Raw genomic sequence first — 18,181 nt, forward strand, 5'->3', positions numbered from 1 at the left:
TCTGCGGCGGGCCGGACGGTGCGCACAGGGTAAATATTTGGGCGCAAAACAACAAATCGGGGTCTCGCGCAACTCGCGATGAGGGGGGCGGGGCGCCGCCATGTGGGGGCCTTTGTGGCAGCATTGGGGTATTGCCGCGAGCGAGGGCCTGTCCGATGAAACCACGCATCCTGATCCCGATCCTGATCCTCCTGCTGTTGCTGCTGAGCCTGTGGTCGGCGGGTCTGGACGGCAACGGCGGCGGTCTGCTGCCGGGTGCGCCGGACAGCGGGGCGGCCCCGGCGGCCGAACCTCCGGCCCCGGTGGCGCGGGTAACGTCGATTCCGGGATGAACGCCATCCCGGCCCCGGCCGCCGGTTTCGGCCGGCGCGAGGTCATCTTCCATGCGAGCGGGGTGACCCGGGTCTATCGCATGGGGGAGGTCACCATCCGGGCGCTGCGCGGGGTGGATCTGGAGGTCTACGCCGGCGAGCTGGTGGTGATGCTCGGTGCGTCGGGCTCCGGCAAGTCGACGCTGCTGAACATCATGGGCGGGCTGGATACCGCGTCCGAGGGCGAGGTGCGCTACCGCGACCAGGACCTGGCACAGGCCTCCGAGCGCACGCTGACGGCCTTTCGCCGTGACCATGTCGGCTTCGTGTTCCAGTTCTACAACCTGATCTCCAGCCTGACCGCGCGCGAGAACGTGGCCATCGTCACCGACATCGCGCGCGATCCGATGCCGCCGGAGGAGGCGCTGGCGCTGGTCGGGCTGGAGGACCGCATGGATCATTTCCCGTCGCAGCTGTCCGGCGGCGAGCAGCAGCGTGTGGCCATCGCCCGCGCGATCGCCAAGCAGCCGGCGGTGCTGCTGTGCGACGAGCCCACCGGCGCGCTGGACTCGCAGACCGGCATCCGCGTGCTGGAGGTGCTGGCGCACATCAACGAGCGTCTGAACACCACGGTCGCGATCATCACCCACAACGCGGTCATCGGCGAGATGGCCGACCGGGTGATCCATCTGCGCGACGGCCGGGTCGATGCCATCGAGGAGAACCCGCAGCGGGCGGACCCGGCCACCCTGCGGTGGTGACGCGTACCCGTGCGCACCCTGCATCTCAAGGTCCTTCGCGATCTCGCCCGGCTGCGCGGACAGGCGGCGGCGATCGCGCTGGTCATCGCCAGCGGGGTGCTGACCCTGGTGTTCTCGGTGATGGGCCATGACGCACTGAGCCTGACGCAGGAACGTTTCTACGCCGAGCGCCACTTTGCCGATGTCTTCGCCGAGGTGAACCGGGCCCCGCGGCGGATCGCCGATCCGCTGCGCGAGATCCCCGGGGTGGCCGAGGTTGAGCCGCGGGTGCGCGCGCCGGCGCGGCTGGAACTGGACGGCTTCGACGACCCGATCCGTGGCCAGGTGCTGTCGCTGCCGGACGGGCGCCAGCCGGCCCTCAACCAGCTGCACCTGCGCGAGGGACGCCTGCCGGAACGGGCCCGCTCCGACGAGGTGGTGGTCAGCGACGGCTTTGCCGAGGCCCACGGGCTGGTTGCCGGGGATACGCTGCGGCTGATCATCGGGGGGCGACTGGTCGAGGTGCGCGTCAGCGGCATCGCACTGTCACCGGAGTTCGTCTACCAGGTCTCGCCGGGGCATCTGATGCCGGACTACGAGCGCTACGCGATCCTGTGGATGAACGAAAGCGCGCTGGCTGCCGCCTGGGGCATGGAAGGGGCGTTCAACAGCCTGAGCGTGAGCCTGCAGCGCGATGCCGACCGCGCGGCGGTGATCGACGCGCTGGACGCTGCCCTCGCGCGCTATGGCAGCACCGGCGCCCATGGCCGCGACGAGCTGTTCTCGCACGAGTTCGTCACCCTGGAGATCCAGCAGCTGGGCATCATGGCGGTGGTGGTGCCGGCGATCTTCCTGCTGGTCTCGGCGTTTCTGCTGCACGTGGTGATGGGGCGCATCATCCGCGGGCAGCGCGACCAGATCGCGATCCTCAAGGCGTTCGGCTACGGCAACCTCGCGATCGCGTGGCATTACGTGCTGCTGACGACGCTGATCGTGCTGACGGGCAGTGTCGCGGGGATCGCCCTGGGGGCGTGGACCGCGCACGCCCTGGTCGACCTGTACATGGAGTACTTCCGCTTCCCGGAGCTGAACTTCCGCCTGCAGGGATGGCTGGTGCTGCTGGCGGTGGGGGTGGCGATGGTCGCGGCCCTGCTGGGCACCCTGCAGGCGGTGTGGCAGGCGGTGCGCATGCAGCCGGCGGAGGCGATGCGTCCGCCGGCGCCGGAACGCTTCCGCCGCGGCTGGCTGGAGGGTTCGGCGCTGATGCGGGGTCTGGGACAGTCCTCCCGCATCATCCTGCGCAATCTCGCGCGCCACCGGCTCAAGGCACTGGCGTCGGTGATCGGGATCGGCCTGTCCGGCGGACTGCTGCTGATCGGGGCCTACCAGCTGCAGGCGGTGGGACACATGATCGACCAGCAGTACCGGGTGACCCTGCAGATGGATGTCGACGTGGCGTTCACCGATCCGGTGCCGCCGCGGGTGGCGGGGGAACTGCGCCACGAGCCGGGCGTGCTGGCGGTGGAGACCTGGCGCAGTGCGCCGGTGCGCCTGCATGCCGGGGCGCGCAGCGAACGCATCGGGCTGCTGGGGATGGATCCGGAGCCGCACCTGCGCCGGGTGCCTTCTGCGCAGGTCGGTGAGACCGGCCTGCCCGCCGCGGGCGTGGTGCTGACCGACTATCTCGCCGACCAGCTGGCGCTGGAGGCGGGGGATGCGCTGGAGATCGAGTTCCTGGAGGGACGTCGGCGCAGCGTGACCACACAGCTGGCCGGTGTGGTCGACGAGCCGATGGGTACCGGGGCCTATATCCGGCGCGACGCGCTGCATCGGCTGAAGGGCGAGGGCCCGGCGGTGACCGGCGCCTGGCTGCTGGTCGACTCCGAATACGAAGACGCGCTGTATGCCTCGCTGTCCGAACAACCCGAGGTGGCCAGCGTGGAGCGGGTGCGCGAGGCCGAGGCCAATGTGCGCGAATACATGGAGGAAACGGTGCTCGCGTTCGCGGCGGTATTCGTGCTGCTGGCCGGCTCGATCGCCTTCGCGGTGACCTACAACAACGCCCGTATCGCGTACGCCGAGCGCGAACGCGAGCTGGCCACGCTGGAGGTGCTGGGGTATTCGCGGGCGCAGGTCAGCTGGGTCCTGCTGGGCGAGATCGCGCTGGTCAGCCTGGCCGCCATCCCGGTGGCCTGGGCCAGCGGTACCGGGTTCGCCTGGCTGCTGAACCAGGCCCTGACGCTCGAGTTCGTGCGCCTGCCGTTCATCATCACGCCGCAGCTGTACGGCTTCGCCGCGCTGGGGATCATTGTGGCCTCCACGCTGTCCGGCCTGCTGATCCTGCGCCGGCTGCGCGGCCTGGACCGCGTGCAGGCCCTGAAGGCCGCGGAATGACCCCCGGTGTCCGGAACGCTCGTCTGCGGCGCGGGGGCGCGGGATCTGCGAGACTGAGGAAATGGTGTTGAAGAAGCGAATCACGGCGGGACTGGTGGTGCTGGCGGGTGCCGCAGCGCTGGTGTGGGCGCTGAGCCCGCGGCCGGTCGCGGTGGCGGTCAGTGAGGTGAAGTCCGGGCCGTTCACGGAGACCCTGCGCGAGGAAGGGCGCACGCGGCTGCGCGATACCTGGGAGGTGTCCGCGCCCATCGCGGGATTCCTGCATCGCGTGCACCTGGAAGAGGGCGATGCGGTAGCCGCCGGCGATGAACTGTTCCGCATGGAGCCGCTGCCGGCGCCGGGGCTGGATGCGCGCTCGCGCGAGCAGGCCCGCGAGCACCTGGCCGCGGCACGCTCGCGTCTGCAGGGGGCACGGGCCAGCCTCGAGGATCTGCGGGCCGAGGCGCGGCTGGCGGAGTCGGAGTACCGGCGTCACCGCGAACTGTTCGAGGACGGGGCGGTGTCCGCCAGCGATCTGGAGCGGGTGGAGACCCGGCGTGATCGCGCCCGCTCGACGGTGGAGGCAGGCGAGTCGGCGGTGGAGGTCGCTCGCAGCGAGGTCGAGGCGGCGCGGGTGATCCTGGACATCGCCACCGGCGAACGCAGCGAGGAGGAAGCCGAATCGCTGGCCGTGCGTGCGCCGGCCGGCGGCGTGGTGCTGCACCGGCATCGCTGCTGCGAGGGCACGGTCGTGGCCGGCGAACCGGTGCTGGAGCTCGGGGATCCGGCGGATCTGGAGGTGCAGGTGGACCTGCTGTCGATGGATGCGGTGCGGGTAACGCCGGACATGCGTGTGCGTCTGATCGACTGGGGTGGCGATGAGGCGCTGGAGGCCCGGGTGCGCCGGCTGCGGCCGGCGGGCTTCACGCGGACCTCGGCGCTGGGGGTGGACGAGCAGCGCGTGCCGGTCCTGCTCGAAGTGGATGCGGAAGAGGCCCGCAAGGCGGGGCTGGTGGTGGGCTACCACGTGGAGGCCGAGTTCCTGCTGTGGGAAGGCGAGGACGTGCTGCAGATCCCCACCAGTGCCCTGTTCCGCGAGGACGGGGAATGGGCGGTGTTCGTGGTGGAAGAAGGCCGGGCGCAGCCGCGCCGGGTCGAGGCCGGCCGCCGCAGCGATTTCACCACGCAGATCCGCGAGGGTCTGGAGGCCGGGGACCGGGTGGTGACCCGCCCCGGGGATCATGTGGAGGCGGGGGCCCGGGTGGCCCCCGACTGAATGCGGGTGTGCTGAGTCCGGGCGTGGCCGTCAGGCCTTGCCCTGCAGCTGCGGGATGACCGCCTCGTTCTCCAGGGTGGAGGTGTCCGAGGTGATCTCCTCGCCCTTGGCGATGGAGCGCAGCAGGCGCCGCATGATCTTGCCGGAACGGGTCTTGGGCAGGCCGTCGGCGAAGCGGATGTCGTCGGGCTTGGCGATCGGGCCGATCTGCTCGCCCACCCATTCGCGCAGTTCCTTGACCATCTTTTCGGCTTCCTCGCCGGTCAGGCGGTCACTCTGGAGGATGACGAAGGCGACGATGGCCTCGCCCTTCACATCGTGTGGACGGCCGACCACTGCGGCTTCGGCGACTTCCTGGTGGGCCACCAGTGCGGATTCGACTTCCATGGTGCCCATGCGGTGCCCGGAGACGTTGAGCACGTCGTCGATGCGGCCCATGATCCAGAAGTTGCCTTCGGCGTCGCGACGCGCGGAGTCGCCGGCGAGGTAGTACTTGCCGCCGAACTTGGGCCAGTAGGTGTCCTTGTAGCGCTGGTCGTCGCCCCACACGGTGCGCAGCATGGACGGCCAGGGCTTCTTGATGACCAGGTAGCCGCCCTCGTCGGCGCCCAGGCTGTTGCCGTCCTCGTCCACTACGTCGGCGTCGATACCCGGAAGGGCGCGGGTGCAGGAGCCCGGGACCAGGGTGGTGGCGCCGGGGATCGGGGCGATCATGTTGGCGCCGGTCTCGGTCTGCCACCAGGTGTCCACGATGGGGCAGCGCTCGCCGCCGACCTCGCGGTAGTACCACATCCACGCCTCGGGGTTGATGGGTTCGCCCACGGTGCCCAGCAGGCGCAGTTTCGACAGGTCGTAATGCGCGGGCAGCTCGGGGCCGGCCTTCATCAGCGCGCGGATGGCGGTGGGGGCGGTATAGAACACGGTCACGCCGTGGTCCTGGCACATCTTCCACCAGCGCCCGGCGTCCGGAACGGTGGGCACGCCCTCGTAGACCACCTGCGTCGCGCCCACCGCCAGCGGGCCGTAGGCGACGTAGGTGTGGCCGGTGATCCAGCCGACGTCGGCAGTGCACCAGAAGATATCGTCGCCCTGCAGGTCGAACACCCATTCGTTGGTGATGATCGCGCCCAGCAGGTAGCCGGCGCTGGAGTGCTGGATGCCCTTGGGCTTGCCGGTGGAGCCGGAGGTGTAGAGCAGGAACAGCGGGTGTTCGGATTCCACCCACTCCGGTTCGCAGTCGACCGATTCGCCGTCCACCGCCTCTTCCCACCAGACGTCGCGGCCTTCGTGCATGGTCACGTCGTTGCCGGCGCGCCGGCAGACGATGACCTTCTCGACCTCGGCGGGGTTGCTGGCCAGCGCCTTGTCCACGCCCGCCTTCAGGCCCACGACCTTGCCGCCGCGCTCGCCGCCGTCGGCGGTGATGATGACGGTGGCGCCGGAGTCCACCACGCGGTCGCGCAGCGCATCCGCGGAGAAGCCGCCGAACACCACCGAGTGGATCGCGCCGATGCGGGCGCAGGCCTGCATGGCGATCACGGCCTCGGCGTTCATGGGCATGTAGATGACCACGCGATCGCCCTTCTCCACGCCCATGCCCTTGAGCGCGTTGGCCAGCTTGCCGACCTCGTTGTAGAGCTCGCGGTAGGTGAGGTTGCGGGTATCGCCGTTTTCGGCCTCGAAGCGGATCGCGGTCTTGTTGCCGCGGGCCTCCAGGTGGCGGTCGATGCAGTTGTAGGAGACGTTCATGCGCCCGTCGGCGAACCAGCGGAAATGCGGGGCGTTCGAGCTGTCCAGGCCCTCGGTGAAGTCGGTCTGCCAGTCGATCTTCTGCCGGGCCAGATCGCACCAGAACCCCTCGTAGTCGGCCCGCGCCTTGTTGTGCAGGGCCTCCACGTCCTCCGGCTTCAGCCGGGCGTTCGCGGTGAATGCCGCCGGCGGATCGAAATGGCGGGTCTCGGTGAGGGTGGACTCGATGGTGTCGCTCATGCGGGCCTCCATGTTCTGCGTGGTTCCAGCGGATTCGTCGGGGTTGGGTCTCACGGGCGCGAGGATAGCATGCCTGCCGGCCGTGTCCGGCCTACCAGAGCCGTCGCGGCCGGAACAGCACGCGTCCCAGCGGCAGCTCGCCCGTCGGATCGCGTTCGGCGATCAGCGCGGCGAACAGTTCGGCGGCCCCGAGTGCGTCCAGCAGGGCGTCGTGGGTGCGCCGGGCGGGCAGATTGTATTCGCCGCGCAGTACGTGCAGCCGCAGCCCCCGGGCCGGGATCGGGCGGCCGGCGCGCCGCCGCGAGGTTTCGGCCAGACGCAGGGTGTCGACCACCGCCAGTGGGGGGCGCGTGCCGTAGTGACGTTCGCAGGCGCGGGCCAGAAAGCCCAGCTCCAGGGCTGCGTGATGGGCGATCAGCACGCGGCCGTCGAGGGCCCGGAACAGCGCATCCAGGGCCTCGCCGGGCGTGCCGCCGGTCGCTGCCCGGTGGTCGGTGATGCCATGGATCACCGCACTCTGTTCCGGTACCTCGCGTTGCGGTCGTACCAGTACGTGTCCGGCGGTCGCCAGGTCGATGCTGGTGCCATCCAGCGCCACCCAGCCAATGCTCAGGATGGCGTCGCGTTGCGGGTCCAGACCGGTGGTCTCGATGTCCACCGCGAGAAAGCGGGTGCGGGCTACCGGCTGTGACGGGGCGGGCGGCGGCGTGTTCAGGCAGTCCCGTAGCGCCCCGGCGGGGGCCTGGCTCCGGGCGTGGTCTCGCGCACGGCAGAAGCGCCAGTAGCCCGGCGCCAGCCAGAACGCGGCGCGACCGGGGGCGCAGGCCTCGCGTTGCGGGGCGGCGGCGCGGGTCATACCTCGCCTTCGCCTCCCAGGGCCGCCCGGGTGGCTCGATCCACGCGCACGAAGGCGGCCTTCAGCCGGCTGCGTTCCAGCCCGGAGAGTTCCGTCGGGTCCACGTGGTTGTCCGGGGCTTCGCCGGCGGCGATCCGTCGCGCCTGATGGCGGGCCCGGACCCCGGCAATGAAGCGGAATGCCTCTTCCAGCTCCCGGGTACTGTCCGGGTCGAGGACCCCGGCGTGAGCGGCGGCGCGCAGGCGTTCCAGGGTCCCGCGGGCATCGGCTCCGGCGCGCAGGGCGCAGACCCGCGCCAGGGCCACCACCGGCAGCAGGCCGCGTTTCTTCAGGTCCAGGGCCGGAGTGTGCTCGCCATCGTGTTCGAGCACGAAGCGGCGGAAAAAACCCAGCGGGGGGCGTACTTCGCGGGCCTGCACCGCCATGGCCGTGTGCGCCGCCTCGTGGCGGCAGCCGTCGTCCAGCGCCTGCTCCCGCAGGGGCGTGAAGAGATCGCCACGGCCGTGGATTACCCGCAGGTCGAGGTAATGCGCGGCCAGGCGGGCCTCCTGCGCGTCCGGCCGGGTGAAGGCGCGCCGGAAGGTTTCCTGCCAGGTGCTGGCGGGGCCGCGCCAGGCCGCGTGGGTGGGGTCGACGCCGCCGGGGCAGCGCCGGATGCCGCAGGCGTCCAGCCCGTCGGTGACCTCGCGCGCCAGTTCGGCGAACCAGTCGTCGGCGTCGTTCGGGGCACCGTCGTCCCAGATGAGAGCCGTGTCCTGGTCGGTATGGGCCAGCTGTTCGTGGCGGCCCTGGCTGCCGCTGGCCAGCCAGGCCCATGCGGCCGGAGCGGGCCCCAGACGGGCTTCGGCCAGTTCGATCAGGCATCGGGTCAGGGTGTCGACCACCAGCGTGATTACCTGCGCGGTGCGCAGGGCGTCCACTCCGGCCTCGGTGAGCCGGACCTGAAGGCGGGCCAGGGCCTGCATGTGCTGGCACAGTTCTTCCTGCGAGCCGGCCCGGCGCAGGTCACGGATCAGATGCACCGCGCTGGTGCCCTGGTGCCGGATCAGGTCGGTCCCGGAGAGGATGCCGGCCAGACGGCCTCCGCCCGGTTCCACCACTGGCAGGTGATGGATGTCGCGGCGTGCCATCTCCAGCAGAGCCTCGAAGACCGGGGTTTCTCCGGTAACGGTGACCAGATGCCGGGCCATGCACTGATGCACCGGGGTGTCCGCGGGCAGGTCCTGCGCCAGGGCATGGCGCAGGTCGGTATCGGTGAGCAGGCCGGCGGGTCGGTCCGGGTCTTCGGCCGTGTGCAGGACCAGGGCCGAGACATCCGCGTCGGTCATGAGCCGGGCCGCCTCGTGCAGCGAGATGTCCGACTGCCCCTGCAGAACCTGCGGGCTCATCAGGGTGGAGACCGGCGTGGTCAGCAGGGCGTCCGGTCCGCCCTCGGTGGCGTGCATTACCGCGTTCTCGCCGTCCGGTGCCACCGGCGCGCCCGGGGTACGCAGGAAATCAGCCAGTTCCGGATGACGGGTCGCGAGGTCCTCGGCGCGGGGCCCGGGAAGGTGATAGACCAGTGCGTCCTCGGTCACGCGTCCGTGCTCACCGGCCACTCCGCTTCCCCAGGCGCCGTCGGCGACCCGGGCCACGTCGCCTTCGCCCAGCCGGTCGTGCAGCCGGTCGCCGGCGTCCAGCAGGTCGATGGCGCCGGTGTGCACGATCCACAACCCGTCGCTGTCCCCTTCGGGCGGGAACGGCGCGCCGTGGCGCAGGTAGCGCAGGGTCAGGCGGCGCACCATCGCGGAGCGGGTCTCCGCGGACAGCTCCGCGAGATCCGGCGACTGATCGAGGAATTCGCGGATCTCGTCGAGTTCGGCGTTCATCGCGCTGCTCCGTGGTGGACGGGGGAGGTTGCGAGGATCGTCCGCAAGCCCACGTGGATGGACTTGCGGACGACCCCCTCGCGGGGATCGCCCGGGCCGGCCCGAGGGCCGGTCCGGGACCGGATCCGGGAGCGGATCAGTCGGCGCGCGGCACGCGTACGCTTTCCACCAGGTCCTGGATGTCCTTCGGCGGCGGAGCGGTCATCTTCATCACGATGTAGGCGGTGATGAAGTTCAGGGCCGCGCCGATGGGGCCGAAGCTGGACGGGTTGATCCCGAAGATCCAGCCCTCCGGCGTGTCCGGCAGCATGGCGGTCTCGGGGAAGAAGAACCAGCCCTTGTACATGAAGATGTACAGCAGGGTGCTCACCAGACCCACCAGCATGCCGGTGATTGCGCCTTCGCGGTTCATCTTTTTCATGAAGATGCCCATCATCAGGGTCGGGAACAGCGAGGCGGCCGCGAGTCCGAAGGCCAGTGCCACCACCTCGGCCGCGAAGCCCGGTGGATTGAGCCCGAGATAGCCGGCGAACAGGATGGCGACGGCCATCGATATGCGTCCGGCCAGCAGCTCGCGCTTCTCGCTGATCTTCGGCGTGAAGACCCCCTTGAGCAGGTCATGCGAGATGGCCGAGGAGATCGCCAGCAACAGCCCGGCCGCGGTGGACAGGGCCGCCGCGATCCCCCCGGCCGCCACCAGGGCGATGACCCAGCCCGGCAGACCGGCGATCTCGGGGTTGGCCAGCACCATGATGTCGCGGTCCAGCTCGACGATCTCGCTGCCTTCCCAGCCGTATTCCTCCTCGGCCATGGCGGCGAATTCTTCGTTCTCGTCGTTGTAGTACTGGATCACGCCGTCGTCGTTCTTGTCCTCGAACTCCAGCAGGCCGGTCTGTTCCCAGCGCTCCATCCAGGCTGGCTTGTCCTCATAGGCCAGGTGGCCTTCCTCGGTGCCGATCTCGCCCGGATGCACGGTGTTGACCAGGTTCCAGATGGCCATCGCACCCACCGCCGGCGCGGTGGTGTAGAGGATGCCGATGAAGACCAGCGCCCAGCCGGCCGACTTGCGGGCATCCCGCACGCGCGGGACGGTGAAGAAACGGATGATGACGTGCGGCAGGCCCGCGGTACCGATCATCAGCGCCAGGGTCAGCAGGAACATGTTGAGCATGCTCATGCCGCCCTCGGTGGCGGTGTACTGGGTGAAGCCCAGCTCCACCATGGTGTTGTCCAGCGCTTCCAGCAGGTAGGTGTCGGAGCCCTGCAGGGTCGACCCCAGGCCCAGCTGCGGGAGCGGGTTGCCGGTCAGGGTGATCGCAATGAAGATCGCCGGCACCGTGTAGGCGAAGATCATGATCACGTACTGCGCGATCTGGGTGTAGGTGATGCCCTTCATCCCGCCGAGTACGGCGTAGATGAACACCACTGCCATCCCGGCGACCAGGCCCACTTCCAGCTGCACCTCGAGGATGTTGGAGAAGGCGATCCCCACGCCGCGCATCTGCCCGATCACGTAGGTGATGGACATCGCCAGCAGCGAGATCACGGCCACCACGCGGGCCGGCTTGGAGTAGAACCGGTCGCCGATGAATTCCGGCACCGTAAACTTGCCGAACTTGCGCAGATAGGGGGCCAGCAGCAGGGCCATCAGCACGTAGCCGCCGGTCCAGCCCATCAGATAGGCACCCCCGGTGAAGCCGAGGAAGGCGATCAGGCCGGCCATGGAGATGAAGCTGGCCGCGGACATCCAGTCGGCCGCCGTGGCCATGCCGTTGGCGACCGGGTGGACGCCCTTGCCCGCCACGTAGAATTCGCTGGTCGAGCCGGCGCGGGCCCAGATCGCGATCCCGATGTAGATCGCGAAGGTGATGCCGACCACGATCAGGCTGAGAGTCTGTTGATCCATGGCCGGATTACTCCTCGTCGACGTTGAACTTGCGGTCCAGCACGTTCATGCGCCAGGCATAAACGAAGATCAGGACGATGAAGGTGTAGATCGAGCCCTGCTGGGCGAACCAGAAGCCCAGCGGATACCCGCCCAGATGGATGTTGTTCAGTGGCGCGGCGAGCAGGATGCCGAGCACGAACGACACGAAGAACCAGATGCCGAGGCAGATCGCCAGAAGGCGAAGGTTCGCCTTCCAGTACGCCTCGCGACTGAGGTCTTGCGACATGGTGTTGCTCCTCTTTTCGTAGGTATGGCGCTGTGGTGGCCTCACAGCTGGTACTGCACCGCGAGCTGCCCCTGCAGCTTGCGGGCCTGGCGGAAGGATTCCTTGAGCACCCGTCCCTCCAGGGCGCCCAGTTCTTCCGGCCGGATGCGGCTGTCGTCCTCGCGGCCCTCGCGCAGGGCCTTCTGCTGCGCGCGCAGGCGCAGCATCTGCAGATAGCGCAGGGCCGCGTGATAGTCGGCGGCATCGCCGGGGCGCATGGCCTCGGCGCTGACCGCCTGATCCATGCGCTCGTGGCTGCCGGTGGCCGGCAGTTCGGCGGCCAGTGCGATCACCCGTGCGCCGTCGACGAACGGGGTCAGGCCCTGTTTCTTCACGTCGATGCCCTCGGCCCCGGCGCGGATCTCGCCGAACAGGCCCAGCGGCGGTCGGAAGGCCTGCTGGTTGGCCGCCATCTGCCGGCGAAAGCGCGAGTTGTAAGCGGTTTTCTGCAGCAGGAAGGTGCGCAGTGCCTCCACCGGCGAGGCGTCGCCGTCCACCGCGCGCAGGTCGAAGAAGATGGTGCTCTTGAGCAGGTGTTCCGGGGTGCCCTGTTCGATCCAGCGGGTGAAACGGGCCTCCCATTCCGGGCCGCTGAGGCAGCACTCCGGGTTGCCGGCCATGATGTTGCCGGGGCACAGGGTGAAACCGCATTCCGCCAGCGCCCGGTTGACGGCCTGCGCCCAGGGCAGCAGGCGTGCGCGGACGGCGTCCTCGTCGCCCGGCTCGGCATCGAACAGGATGCCGTTGTCCTGGTCGGTGATCAGCGCCTGCTCCTCGCGGGCCTGCGAGCCGAACGCCAGCCAGGTGAAATCGATGCCCTCGATGTCGTACTGCGGGCGCAGCAGGGCCAGCACCCGGCGGGTCGCGTGTTCGTTCAGACGCGTGATCAGACGCAGGACCTGGTCGGCCTCGGCGCCCTGGGTGATCACCGCCTCCACCAGCCGCGGGACCTGGCGCAGGCGCCCGGCGATCTCGTCGACCGCGGTCGCCTGGCGGATCTCGCGCACCAGCCCGTCCAGGGTCAGCGGCTGGCGGGTGAGCAGGTCGCGTTCGCCCAGCACCCCGGTCAGGCGGCCGTCGCGGACCACGCACAGGTGGGTCATCCCGTGCTCGGTCATCGCCTCGATGCCCTCGAAGCCCGGGGCGTTCTCCTCCAGCGCGACGGGGTCCGGGGTCATCACCGCGTGCACCGGCGTATCCAGCCCGACCCCTTCCAGCGCCACGCGGTTGAGCAGGTCGTGCAGGGTGAAGATGCCCACCGGTGCATGTTCGGCATTCACCGCGACGATGGAGCCCACGCGCTGGTCGCGCATGGTGCTCAGGGCCTCGCGCAGCGAGGTCTCCGGGCGGCAGGTGACCGGTTCGCGCGCCAGGCGCAGTGCCAGCGGGGTGTTCAGCTGCCCGCCGCCGGCGGCATCCTGCGCGCTCAGGCTGTCCAGCCCCTGGTGCAGGCGGTCCAGCAGGTTGGCGAGACGCCGCGTGCAGAAGTCGTTGAACACCCGCGAGCGGGCCCGCAGGCGGTCGAAATCCTCCAGGCTCAGTTCCAGGCACAGGGTGTCTTCGGCCGCGCGATGAACGGTATGCACCGCGCGGCGGCCGAGCAGGGCCCCGATCGGGAAGCATTCGCCGGGGATCAGCTCCCAGGCGTTGCCGGAGAGCTGTTCGTCCTCGCTGGGGCTCTCCCCGCGGATACGCCCCTGGCGGATGATGTGGAAGCGCTGCGCCGGGCCCGCCTCCGGGTCGGTGATGCGCGCCCCCTGTTCGTAGAAGCGCGTCTGCAGACGCGGCAACAGGAATTCCAGCGCCTCGGCCTCGAGCTGGTCGAAGGGCGCGTGGGCGCTGAGGAACTCGCGGGTGCTGTCGAGGGCGTCGGACATCGTGTCGGCTGCGGGAATCGGCGTCCCGCGCCTGTTGCAAGTCACGGGCCAGTGATTCCGGGCCCGTAAAAACAGTGGCTTGTGAAGCAGAAGGGGCGACGGGTGTTACGTGGCGTAACACCCGTCGTTACGCCGCGTAACGGCCCGTAACGTCCCGGCGTAACACCCCGGTTGACCCCCTCGCGGGGGGTATCGATGATGGGAGCCCGTCCCACAGCCACCGGAAGGTCCCCATGCGCCGCTTCGTGCTGGACACCAGCGTCTTCACCAACCCGCACGTCTCGGCGCAGTTCGGCGAGACCCCCGAGGCGGTCCTGCAGCAATTTCTCCGGCTCGCGCGCGACTGCAGCGCGGAGTTCTACATGCCGCTGTCGGTCTACGAGGAATTCCGCACCATGCGCGACCTCGAGCCGCTGGCCGCCGATTTCGAGACCGTGGTGTGGGTCCGTTCGCCGCGGCGTTTCGCGCTGACCCTGCCCAGCGACATCCTCTACGAATTCATCGACGAGGTGCGCACCCGGATCGACCGGGGCCTGCGCATCGCCGAGGAGCACACCCGCGAGGCCGGCGCGGCCGAGTCCCTGCGCCCCGAGCTGATCACCCAGCTGCGCGAGCGTTTTCGCGAGGCGATGCGCAAGGGCCTGGTGGATTCGCGCGAGGACGTGGACGCGGTGCTTCTGGCGATGGAACTGGATGCCGAACTGGCGACCGCCGATCAGGGGATGCGCAAGCTGGGCAATCGCATGGGGGTCAAGCTGGTGACCGCCGAATACCTCGCCGGCGTGATGCAGAACCTTGCCGAGGGCGCGGGTTTCACGCGGGGCTTGTCCGCGGGGTCGTGACAGCCAATACTGGGCCCTGGTCCCCCTGCTGGATGGTCGCCGCGTCCATGAACCGCCGTACCCCTGCCCTGCTGGCAATCCTGCTGCTCGGGCTGCTCCCGGCCATTCCCGGGGGCGCGTTCGCCTCCGAGTACGAGTATCTGCCCACCCCGCTGAAATCCGCGATCGATGCGCAGGGCCTGCCACCCGGGTCCGTGGGGCTCTGGATCCAGCGCGCCGGGGACAATGCCGTGCTCGCGCAGCTTAATGCCGACCGGCTGTTCAACCCGGCTTCCACGCTCAAGCTGGCGACCTCGCTGGCGGCGCTGGACCAGCTGGGGCCGGACTACACCTGGAAGACCGAGCTGTGGGCCGTCGGCGAGCTGCGCGAGGGGGTTCTGGACGGCGACCTGGTGGTGCGCGGCACCGGCGACCCCGGCATGGTCAATGAGGAGCACTGGCGCATGCTCGGGCAGCTGCGTCAGGCGGGCGTGGAACGCATCGCCGGCGACGTGATCCTGGACGCCTCGCATTTCGACGTGGGGCCGCAGGATCCTTCCGTGTTCAACGGGAAGCCGCTGCGGGCGTATAACCAGGGCGTGTACGCCCTGCACGTGAACTCCAACGCCCACCGCATTCGTGTGCGGCCCGGGCGCAATGGCGAGGCCGTTCGGGTGAGCCTGGATCCCCCGCTTCCGGACGTGGAGATCGACAACCGGCTGCGGCCCGGGCGTGGTCGTTGCGGTGACTTTCAGCGCGGGATCGAGATCGATGCCGACCGCAGCAACGGACGCCTGACGCTCAGGGGCGAGTATCCCGTGCATTGTGGTGAATACGAATTGCTGCGTTCGGTAACCGAGCCCGAACGCAATCACGCCGGGCTGTTCCGTCTGCACTGGTCGCAATGGGGCGGGGAGCTGGACGGCGAGATCCGCCCGGGGCGCATGACGCCCCTGCAGGAGGAGCCCCTGGTGACGCACCGCTCGCGGCCGCTGGCGGACCTGATCCGGGTCTCCAACAAGTGGAGCTCCAACGTGATGACCCGGCATCTGATGCTGAGTCTGGGCGCGGAGCGCCACGGCGCCCCGGTGACCAAGGAGCGTTCGCGTCAGGCACTGCTGCAGGCTCTGCGCGAGCTGGACGTGAACCCCGGTGGCATGCGGGTGGACAATGGTTCGGGGCTGTCGCGTGACGCACGCATGTCGCCGTACCAGCTGGGGCAGATCCTCAAGGCCGGGTGGGAACATCCACTGCGGCCCGAGTTCCAGTCCTCGCTGGCCCTGGCCGGGGTCGACGGCACCCTGCGCAACCGCTTCAACAACGGGGCCGAACGCGGGCACATGCATCTGAAGACCGGACACCTGCGCGAGGTCTCCGCGGTGGCCGGCTACGTGCGTACGCAGAGCGGGGATGACGTGCGCGTGGTTCTGCTGGTGAACGACCCGCGCGCCCATATCGGGCTGGGGCGCAGCCTGCAGGAGGCCGTTCTCGGCTGGGTACGCGCGCTGTAACCGGTACGCCCGGAGCGCCCGGTCAGCAGTCCGGTGCGTCGTTGTCTTCCGTTGTGTTGCCCGGGGGCACCGGACACACCTGCCAGCGGGACAGGATCGGTGGCCGTGATACCCGAACCTCCAGTTCGGCCAGCCACAGCGCGATCATGCGGTTGGAGTTGTGGCGCAGGCTGTACCGGGTGGGGTGCTCGACGAAGGCCATGTCCCAAACCGCCATTTCGCGGCGGTCGTCCTGGCCGCGTCGCCACAGGGCTTCCAGATCCTCGCGCAGGGCGGCGGTCTCGTCGGCATCCACCGTGAGGGTGTGCACCTCGCGTACCGGAACTCGCAGGTCGCGTCGGAGGGCTGCCTGCGGGGCCTCGCCGGTCAGGACCTGGCGTCCCAGCGCGGCCCGGGTCGGCCAGGCCAGCGCGGCCAGCGCGCTGAAGGGCCCGGTACGGCGTTCGGCATAGAACCGCCAGTCCCCGTAGGAATAACGCAGCCAGTGCCGGCCGTCCGCGTCCGGCAGCAGCAGACTGCTGTGTCGTCCATGGTCGATGATCAGCACCTGTGTCGCGGGGTCCGGATCGGGAGGCGGCTGCACCTGTACCGGTGCGCAGCCGGCGAACGCCACGACCAGCAGGACCAGGAGAACGGTCCGGGGGACGCGGAGGTACGGGACAGCGGGCCGGGGCATCGATGGCTCGCGGTTTCCGTCAGTGACGTTCCAGCTTGCCCAGTTCGCTCAGGATGGACTGCACCAGGCTCTCGCCCTGCGGACCCATGCCCTGACACAGCACCTCCGGATCGCGTTCGCCATCCACCAGGCGCTTGGTGATGCCGCCCAGGCGTGCCATGTCGCCGCCCGCGCGGGTCATCTGTTCGGCCATCTGCGACAGCCAGTGCAACGACTGCGGATCGCCGCGGGATGCTCCGTGGATCATCTGGGCAAGGCCCGGCGCGGCCTGCGCGGCATCGGCGGTCTGGTTCGGGTCCGGCAGCGTGGCCGGGTCCTGCAGGCCGGTGAGAATGGACGAAAGAATGGTGTTGTCTTCCTCGTCCAGACCGTTCAAAAGAGACGGGTCGCGCTGGCCGTCCAGCACCTGACGGATGCGGGCGACCAGGTCCGTCCAGCCGCCCTGGATCGCCTGTTCCAGGACGGGCTCCAGCTCCTGTCGGCTCTGCGGGTTCTGGCAGGCCTGCACCACCAGATGGATCAGCGTGGCATGGGCCTGCCGGATCTGCTGCGCGCGCGGCGAATCCTGCATCGTGGGAATCCTTGCTTTCCGGGGGTTTGTGCGAGGGTAGCATGTGCGTTCGCACGGAGCGTGGGGCACAATGGCCCCGGGACGCCTCGGGGAAAGGCCCGGGGCTCCGGAAGCAACGCCGGCGGCGCGCCGGAGCGAAAAAAGGTGACAGCGGTGGAAGAACAGACGGCAGTCGGGCTGTGGGTGGCCCTCGGCATCCTGGCGATCGTGGTGGCGGCGCTGGTCGGCTTCTGGGTCGGTCGGGTGACCAGCGACGAACGCAAGCTGATCCGTCAGCTGGAAGAAGAGCTGGATCAGCGCATGCAGGAGCTTACGCGCTACCGCTCGCAGGTGAACGATCATTTCGACCGTACGGCCACGCTGTTCGCCAGCATGGCGGGCACCTACCGCGATCTCTATCACCATCTGGCGCAGAGCGCCGAGGAGCTGGCCGACAAGCCCACCCGCGAACGCCTGGAGGATCGGGCGGGCAAGATGCTGGCGAACACCCACCAGCGCGATTTCGATCCCGGTCAGGGCGGCGGCGAATCTTCGGAGTCGGGCGACCGGGGCCCGCAGGAGTCCGGACGCCTGTCCGATGCCTCCGATCCGGAAGAGGCCGGGCAGCGCGAGCGCCGGTCCGATCCGGAGCGCCCGCGCCCCGATTGAGCCGCTCCCGGTCCCGCCCCGGAACCGACCCGTGCGGATCCCGGGCTACCGGCGCGAGAGCTCGGCCCGGATCTGGTTGTCCAGGTTCTCGATCCAGCGGTTGTAGTTCGGGTGGATCTCGCCGTTGGTGTGGTTGAGGTTCGTGCTGTCCTTGTAGTCGATGCGGTATTGCCCGGCGGAATACGGGATCTCCACCACGGCGGTGTGATCGCGCACGCGGATTGCCCCTTCCATCACGCCCGGTTCGACCTCCTCCATGCGCCAGCCGAGCCGTGCGCCGGCATCGCGGATTGCCTGCGACATCACCTCGGCACCGGGACGTTCGCCCTGCGCATTGGTGATGGTGGTGTCGCTGACGTTATACACCGGGGCGGTGCCGCGGCAGCCGGCCACCAGGAACAGGCTGGTGACGACGACGATGAGCAGGGTCTTGTAGTGCATGGTGCGGTGT

Annotated in this window: 16 protein-coding genes; 7 read left to right on the forward strand and 9 right to left on the reverse strand. The window is 69.4% G+C overall.

The genetic code is table 11. The features are described 5' to 3' along the window. Positions 1 to 155 precede the first annotated feature (155 nt). The 4 genes from D577_RS14350 to D577_RS0107600 all read left to right on the forward strand — a co-directional run bounded on the left by D577_RS14350 (position 156) and on the right by D577_RS0107600 (position 4,700). A complete protein-coding gene (locus D577_RS14350; RefSeq protein ID WP_018946912.1) occupies positions 156 to 332 on the forward strand; it encodes a hypothetical protein in 177 nt (58 codons plus the stop codon). Further along, on the forward strand, positions 329 to 1,072 hold the full coding sequence (locus tag D577_RS0107590; protein ID WP_018946913.1) for an ABC transporter ATP-binding protein: 744 nt from the start codon (positions 329 to 331) through the stop codon (positions 1,070 to 1,072). Before D577_RS14350 ends, D577_RS0107590 begins: the two co-directional genes overlap by 4 nt. Positions 1,073 to 1,081: 9 nt before the next feature. Next, complete coding sequence (locus D577_RS0107595; protein ID WP_018946914.1) at positions 1,082 to 3,445, forward strand: FtsX-like permease family protein; 2,364 nt, start codon at positions 1,082 to 1,084, stop codon at positions 3,443 to 3,445. A gap of 61 nt (positions 3,446 to 3,506) precedes the next feature. Beyond that, positions 3,507 to 4,700 carry an efflux RND transporter periplasmic adaptor subunit gene (locus tag D577_RS0107600; protein ID WP_026288969.1) on the forward strand — a complete coding sequence of 398 codons (1,194 nt, stop codon included), beginning with the start codon at positions 3,507 to 3,509 and terminating at the stop codon, positions 4,698 to 4,700. 30 nt (positions 4,701 to 4,730) lie between these two features. Here the strand turns inward: D577_RS0107600 and acs are convergent, their stop codons facing one another. The 6 genes from acs to D577_RS0107630 form a co-directional block, all read right to left on the reverse strand. Beyond that, entirely contained in the window at positions 4,731 to 6,689 is a 1,959-nt protein-coding gene (acs, locus tag D577_RS0107605) for an acetate--CoA ligase (RefSeq protein ID WP_026288970.1), read from the reverse strand. A 91-nt stretch (positions 6,690 to 6,780) separates the two neighbouring features. After that, a complete protein-coding gene (locus D577_RS0107610) occupies positions 6,781 to 7,545 on the reverse strand; it encodes an exonuclease domain-containing protein (protein WP_018946917.1) in 765 nt (254 codons plus the stop codon). Continuing rightward, positions 7,542 to 9,413, reverse strand: a complete 1,872-nt coding sequence (locus tag D577_RS0107615) for a putative nucleotidyltransferase substrate binding domain-containing protein (RefSeq protein WP_018946918.1) — start codon at positions 9,411 to 9,413, stop codon at positions 7,542 to 7,544. The genes D577_RS0107610 and D577_RS0107615 overlap by 4 nt, the downstream gene beginning before the upstream one ends. Before the next feature lie 136 nt (positions 9,414 to 9,549). Beyond that, on the reverse strand, positions 9,550 to 11,319 hold the full coding sequence (locus tag D577_RS0107620) for a sodium:solute symporter family protein (protein ID WP_018946919.1): 1,770 nt from the start codon (positions 11,317 to 11,319) through the stop codon (positions 9,550 to 9,552). A 7-nt stretch (positions 11,320 to 11,326) separates the two neighbouring features. After that, a complete protein-coding gene (locus D577_RS0107625) occupies positions 11,327 to 11,587 on the reverse strand; it encodes a DUF4212 domain-containing protein (RefSeq protein ID WP_018870270.1) in 261 nt (86 codons plus the stop codon). Between the two features lie 41 nt (positions 11,588 to 11,628). Continuing rightward, positions 11,629 to 13,503 carry a DUF294 nucleotidyltransferase-like domain-containing protein gene (locus tag D577_RS0107630; RefSeq protein ID WP_018946920.1) on the reverse strand — a complete coding sequence of 625 codons (1,875 nt, stop codon included), beginning with the start codon at positions 13,501 to 13,503 and terminating at the stop codon, positions 11,629 to 11,631. Between the two features lie 233 nt (positions 13,504 to 13,736). On the opposite strand from D577_RS0107630, the gene D577_RS13640 reads away from it, so the two are divergent. Both D577_RS13640 and dacB read left to right on the forward strand, forming a co-directional pair. Further along, a complete protein-coding gene (locus D577_RS13640; protein WP_018946921.1) occupies positions 13,737 to 14,345 on the forward strand; it encodes an RNA ligase partner protein in 609 nt (202 codons plus the stop codon). A 47-nt stretch (positions 14,346 to 14,392) separates the two neighbouring features. After that, the gene (dacB, locus tag D577_RS0107640) at positions 14,393 to 15,835 is read left to right on the forward strand and encodes a D-alanyl-D-alanine carboxypeptidase/D-alanyl-D-alanine-endopeptidase (RefSeq protein WP_018946922.1); all 1,443 of its coding nucleotides are present in this window, start codon (positions 14,393 to 14,395) and stop codon (positions 15,833 to 15,835) included. Between the two features lie 22 nt (positions 15,836 to 15,857). On the opposite strand, the gene D577_RS0107645 is transcribed toward dacB, so the two are convergent. Both D577_RS0107645 and D577_RS0107650 read right to left on the reverse strand, forming a co-directional pair. Further along, a complete protein-coding gene (locus D577_RS0107645) occupies positions 15,858 to 16,511 on the reverse strand; it encodes a DUF2459 domain-containing protein (RefSeq protein ID WP_018946923.1) in 654 nt (217 codons plus the stop codon). Positions 16,512 to 16,530: 19 nt separating this feature from the next. Beyond that, the gene (locus tag D577_RS0107650) at positions 16,531 to 17,082 is read right to left on the reverse strand and encodes a hypothetical protein (RefSeq protein WP_018946924.1); all 552 of its coding nucleotides are present in this window, start codon (positions 17,080 to 17,082) and stop codon (positions 16,531 to 16,533) included. Positions 17,083 to 17,235: 153 nt separating this feature from the next. Between D577_RS0107650 and D577_RS0107655 the strand changes: the two genes are divergently transcribed. Further along, a complete protein-coding gene (locus D577_RS0107655) occupies positions 17,236 to 17,730 on the forward strand; it encodes a YhcB family protein (protein WP_018870263.1) in 495 nt (164 codons plus the stop codon). A 45-nt stretch (positions 17,731 to 17,775) separates the two neighbouring features. On the opposite strand, the gene D577_RS0107660 is transcribed toward D577_RS0107655, so the two are convergent. Next, positions 17,776 to 18,171, reverse strand: a complete 396-nt coding sequence (locus tag D577_RS0107660) for a hypothetical protein (RefSeq protein WP_018946925.1) — start codon at positions 18,169 to 18,171, stop codon at positions 17,776 to 17,778. Between the last annotated feature and the right edge of the window lie 10 nt (positions 18,172 to 18,181).

The sequence above is a fragment of the Thioalkalivibrio sp. AKL17 genome (genome assembly GCF_000377885.1).
In the GTDB taxonomy this organism is placed as follows: domain Bacteria; phylum Pseudomonadota; class Gammaproteobacteria; order Ectothiorhodospirales; family Ectothiorhodospiraceae; genus Thioalkalivibrio; species Thioalkalivibrio halophilus.

Coding starts and splice junctions, on each gene's coding strand:
- D577_RS14350 (WP_018946912.1), top strand. CDS start 156: ATGAAACCACGCATCCTGATCCCGATCCTGATCCTCCTGCTGTTGCTG.
- D577_RS0107590 (WP_018946913.1), top strand. CDS start 329: ATGAACGCCATCCCGGCCCCGGCCGCCGGTTTCGGCCGGCGCGAGGTC.
- D577_RS0107600 (WP_026288969.1), top strand. CDS start 3,507: ATGGTGTTGAAGAAGCGAATCACGGCGGGACTGGTGGTGCTGGCGGGT.
- acs (WP_026288970.1), bottom strand. CDS start 6,689: ATGAGCGACACCATCGAGTCCACCCTCACCGAGACCCGCCATTTCGAT.
- D577_RS0107610 (WP_018946917.1), bottom strand. CDS start 7,545: ATGACCCGCGCCGCCGCCCCGCAACGCGAGGCCTGCGCCCCCGGTCGC.
- D577_RS0107615 (WP_018946918.1), bottom strand. CDS start 9,413: ATGAACGCCGAACTCGACGAGATCCGCGAATTCCTCGATCAGTCGCCG.
- D577_RS0107620 (WP_018946919.1), bottom strand. CDS start 11,319: ATGGATCAACAGACTCTCAGCCTGATCGTGGTCGGCATCACCTTCGCG.
- D577_RS0107625 (WP_018870270.1), bottom strand. CDS start 11,587: ATGTCGCAAGACCTCAGTCGCGAGGCGTACTGGAAGGCGAACCTTCGC.
- D577_RS0107630 (WP_018946920.1), bottom strand. CDS start 13,503: ATGTCCGACGCCCTCGACAGCACCCGCGAGTTCCTCAGCGCCCACGCG.
- D577_RS13640 (WP_018946921.1), top strand. CDS start 13,737: ATGCGCCGCTTCGTGCTGGACACCAGCGTCTTCACCAACCCGCACGTC.
- dacB (WP_018946922.1), top strand. CDS start 14,393: ATGAACCGCCGTACCCCTGCCCTGCTGGCAATCCTGCTGCTCGGGCTG.
- D577_RS0107645 (WP_018946923.1), bottom strand. CDS start 16,511: ATGCCCCGGCCCGCTGTCCCGTACCTCCGCGTCCCCCGGACCGTTCTC.
- D577_RS0107650 (WP_018946924.1), bottom strand. CDS start 17,082: ATGCAGGATTCGCCGCGCGCGCAGCAGATCCGGCAGGCCCATGCCACG.
- D577_RS0107660 (WP_018946925.1), bottom strand. CDS start 18,171: ATGCACTACAAGACCCTGCTCATCGTCGTCGTCACCAGCCTGTTCCTG.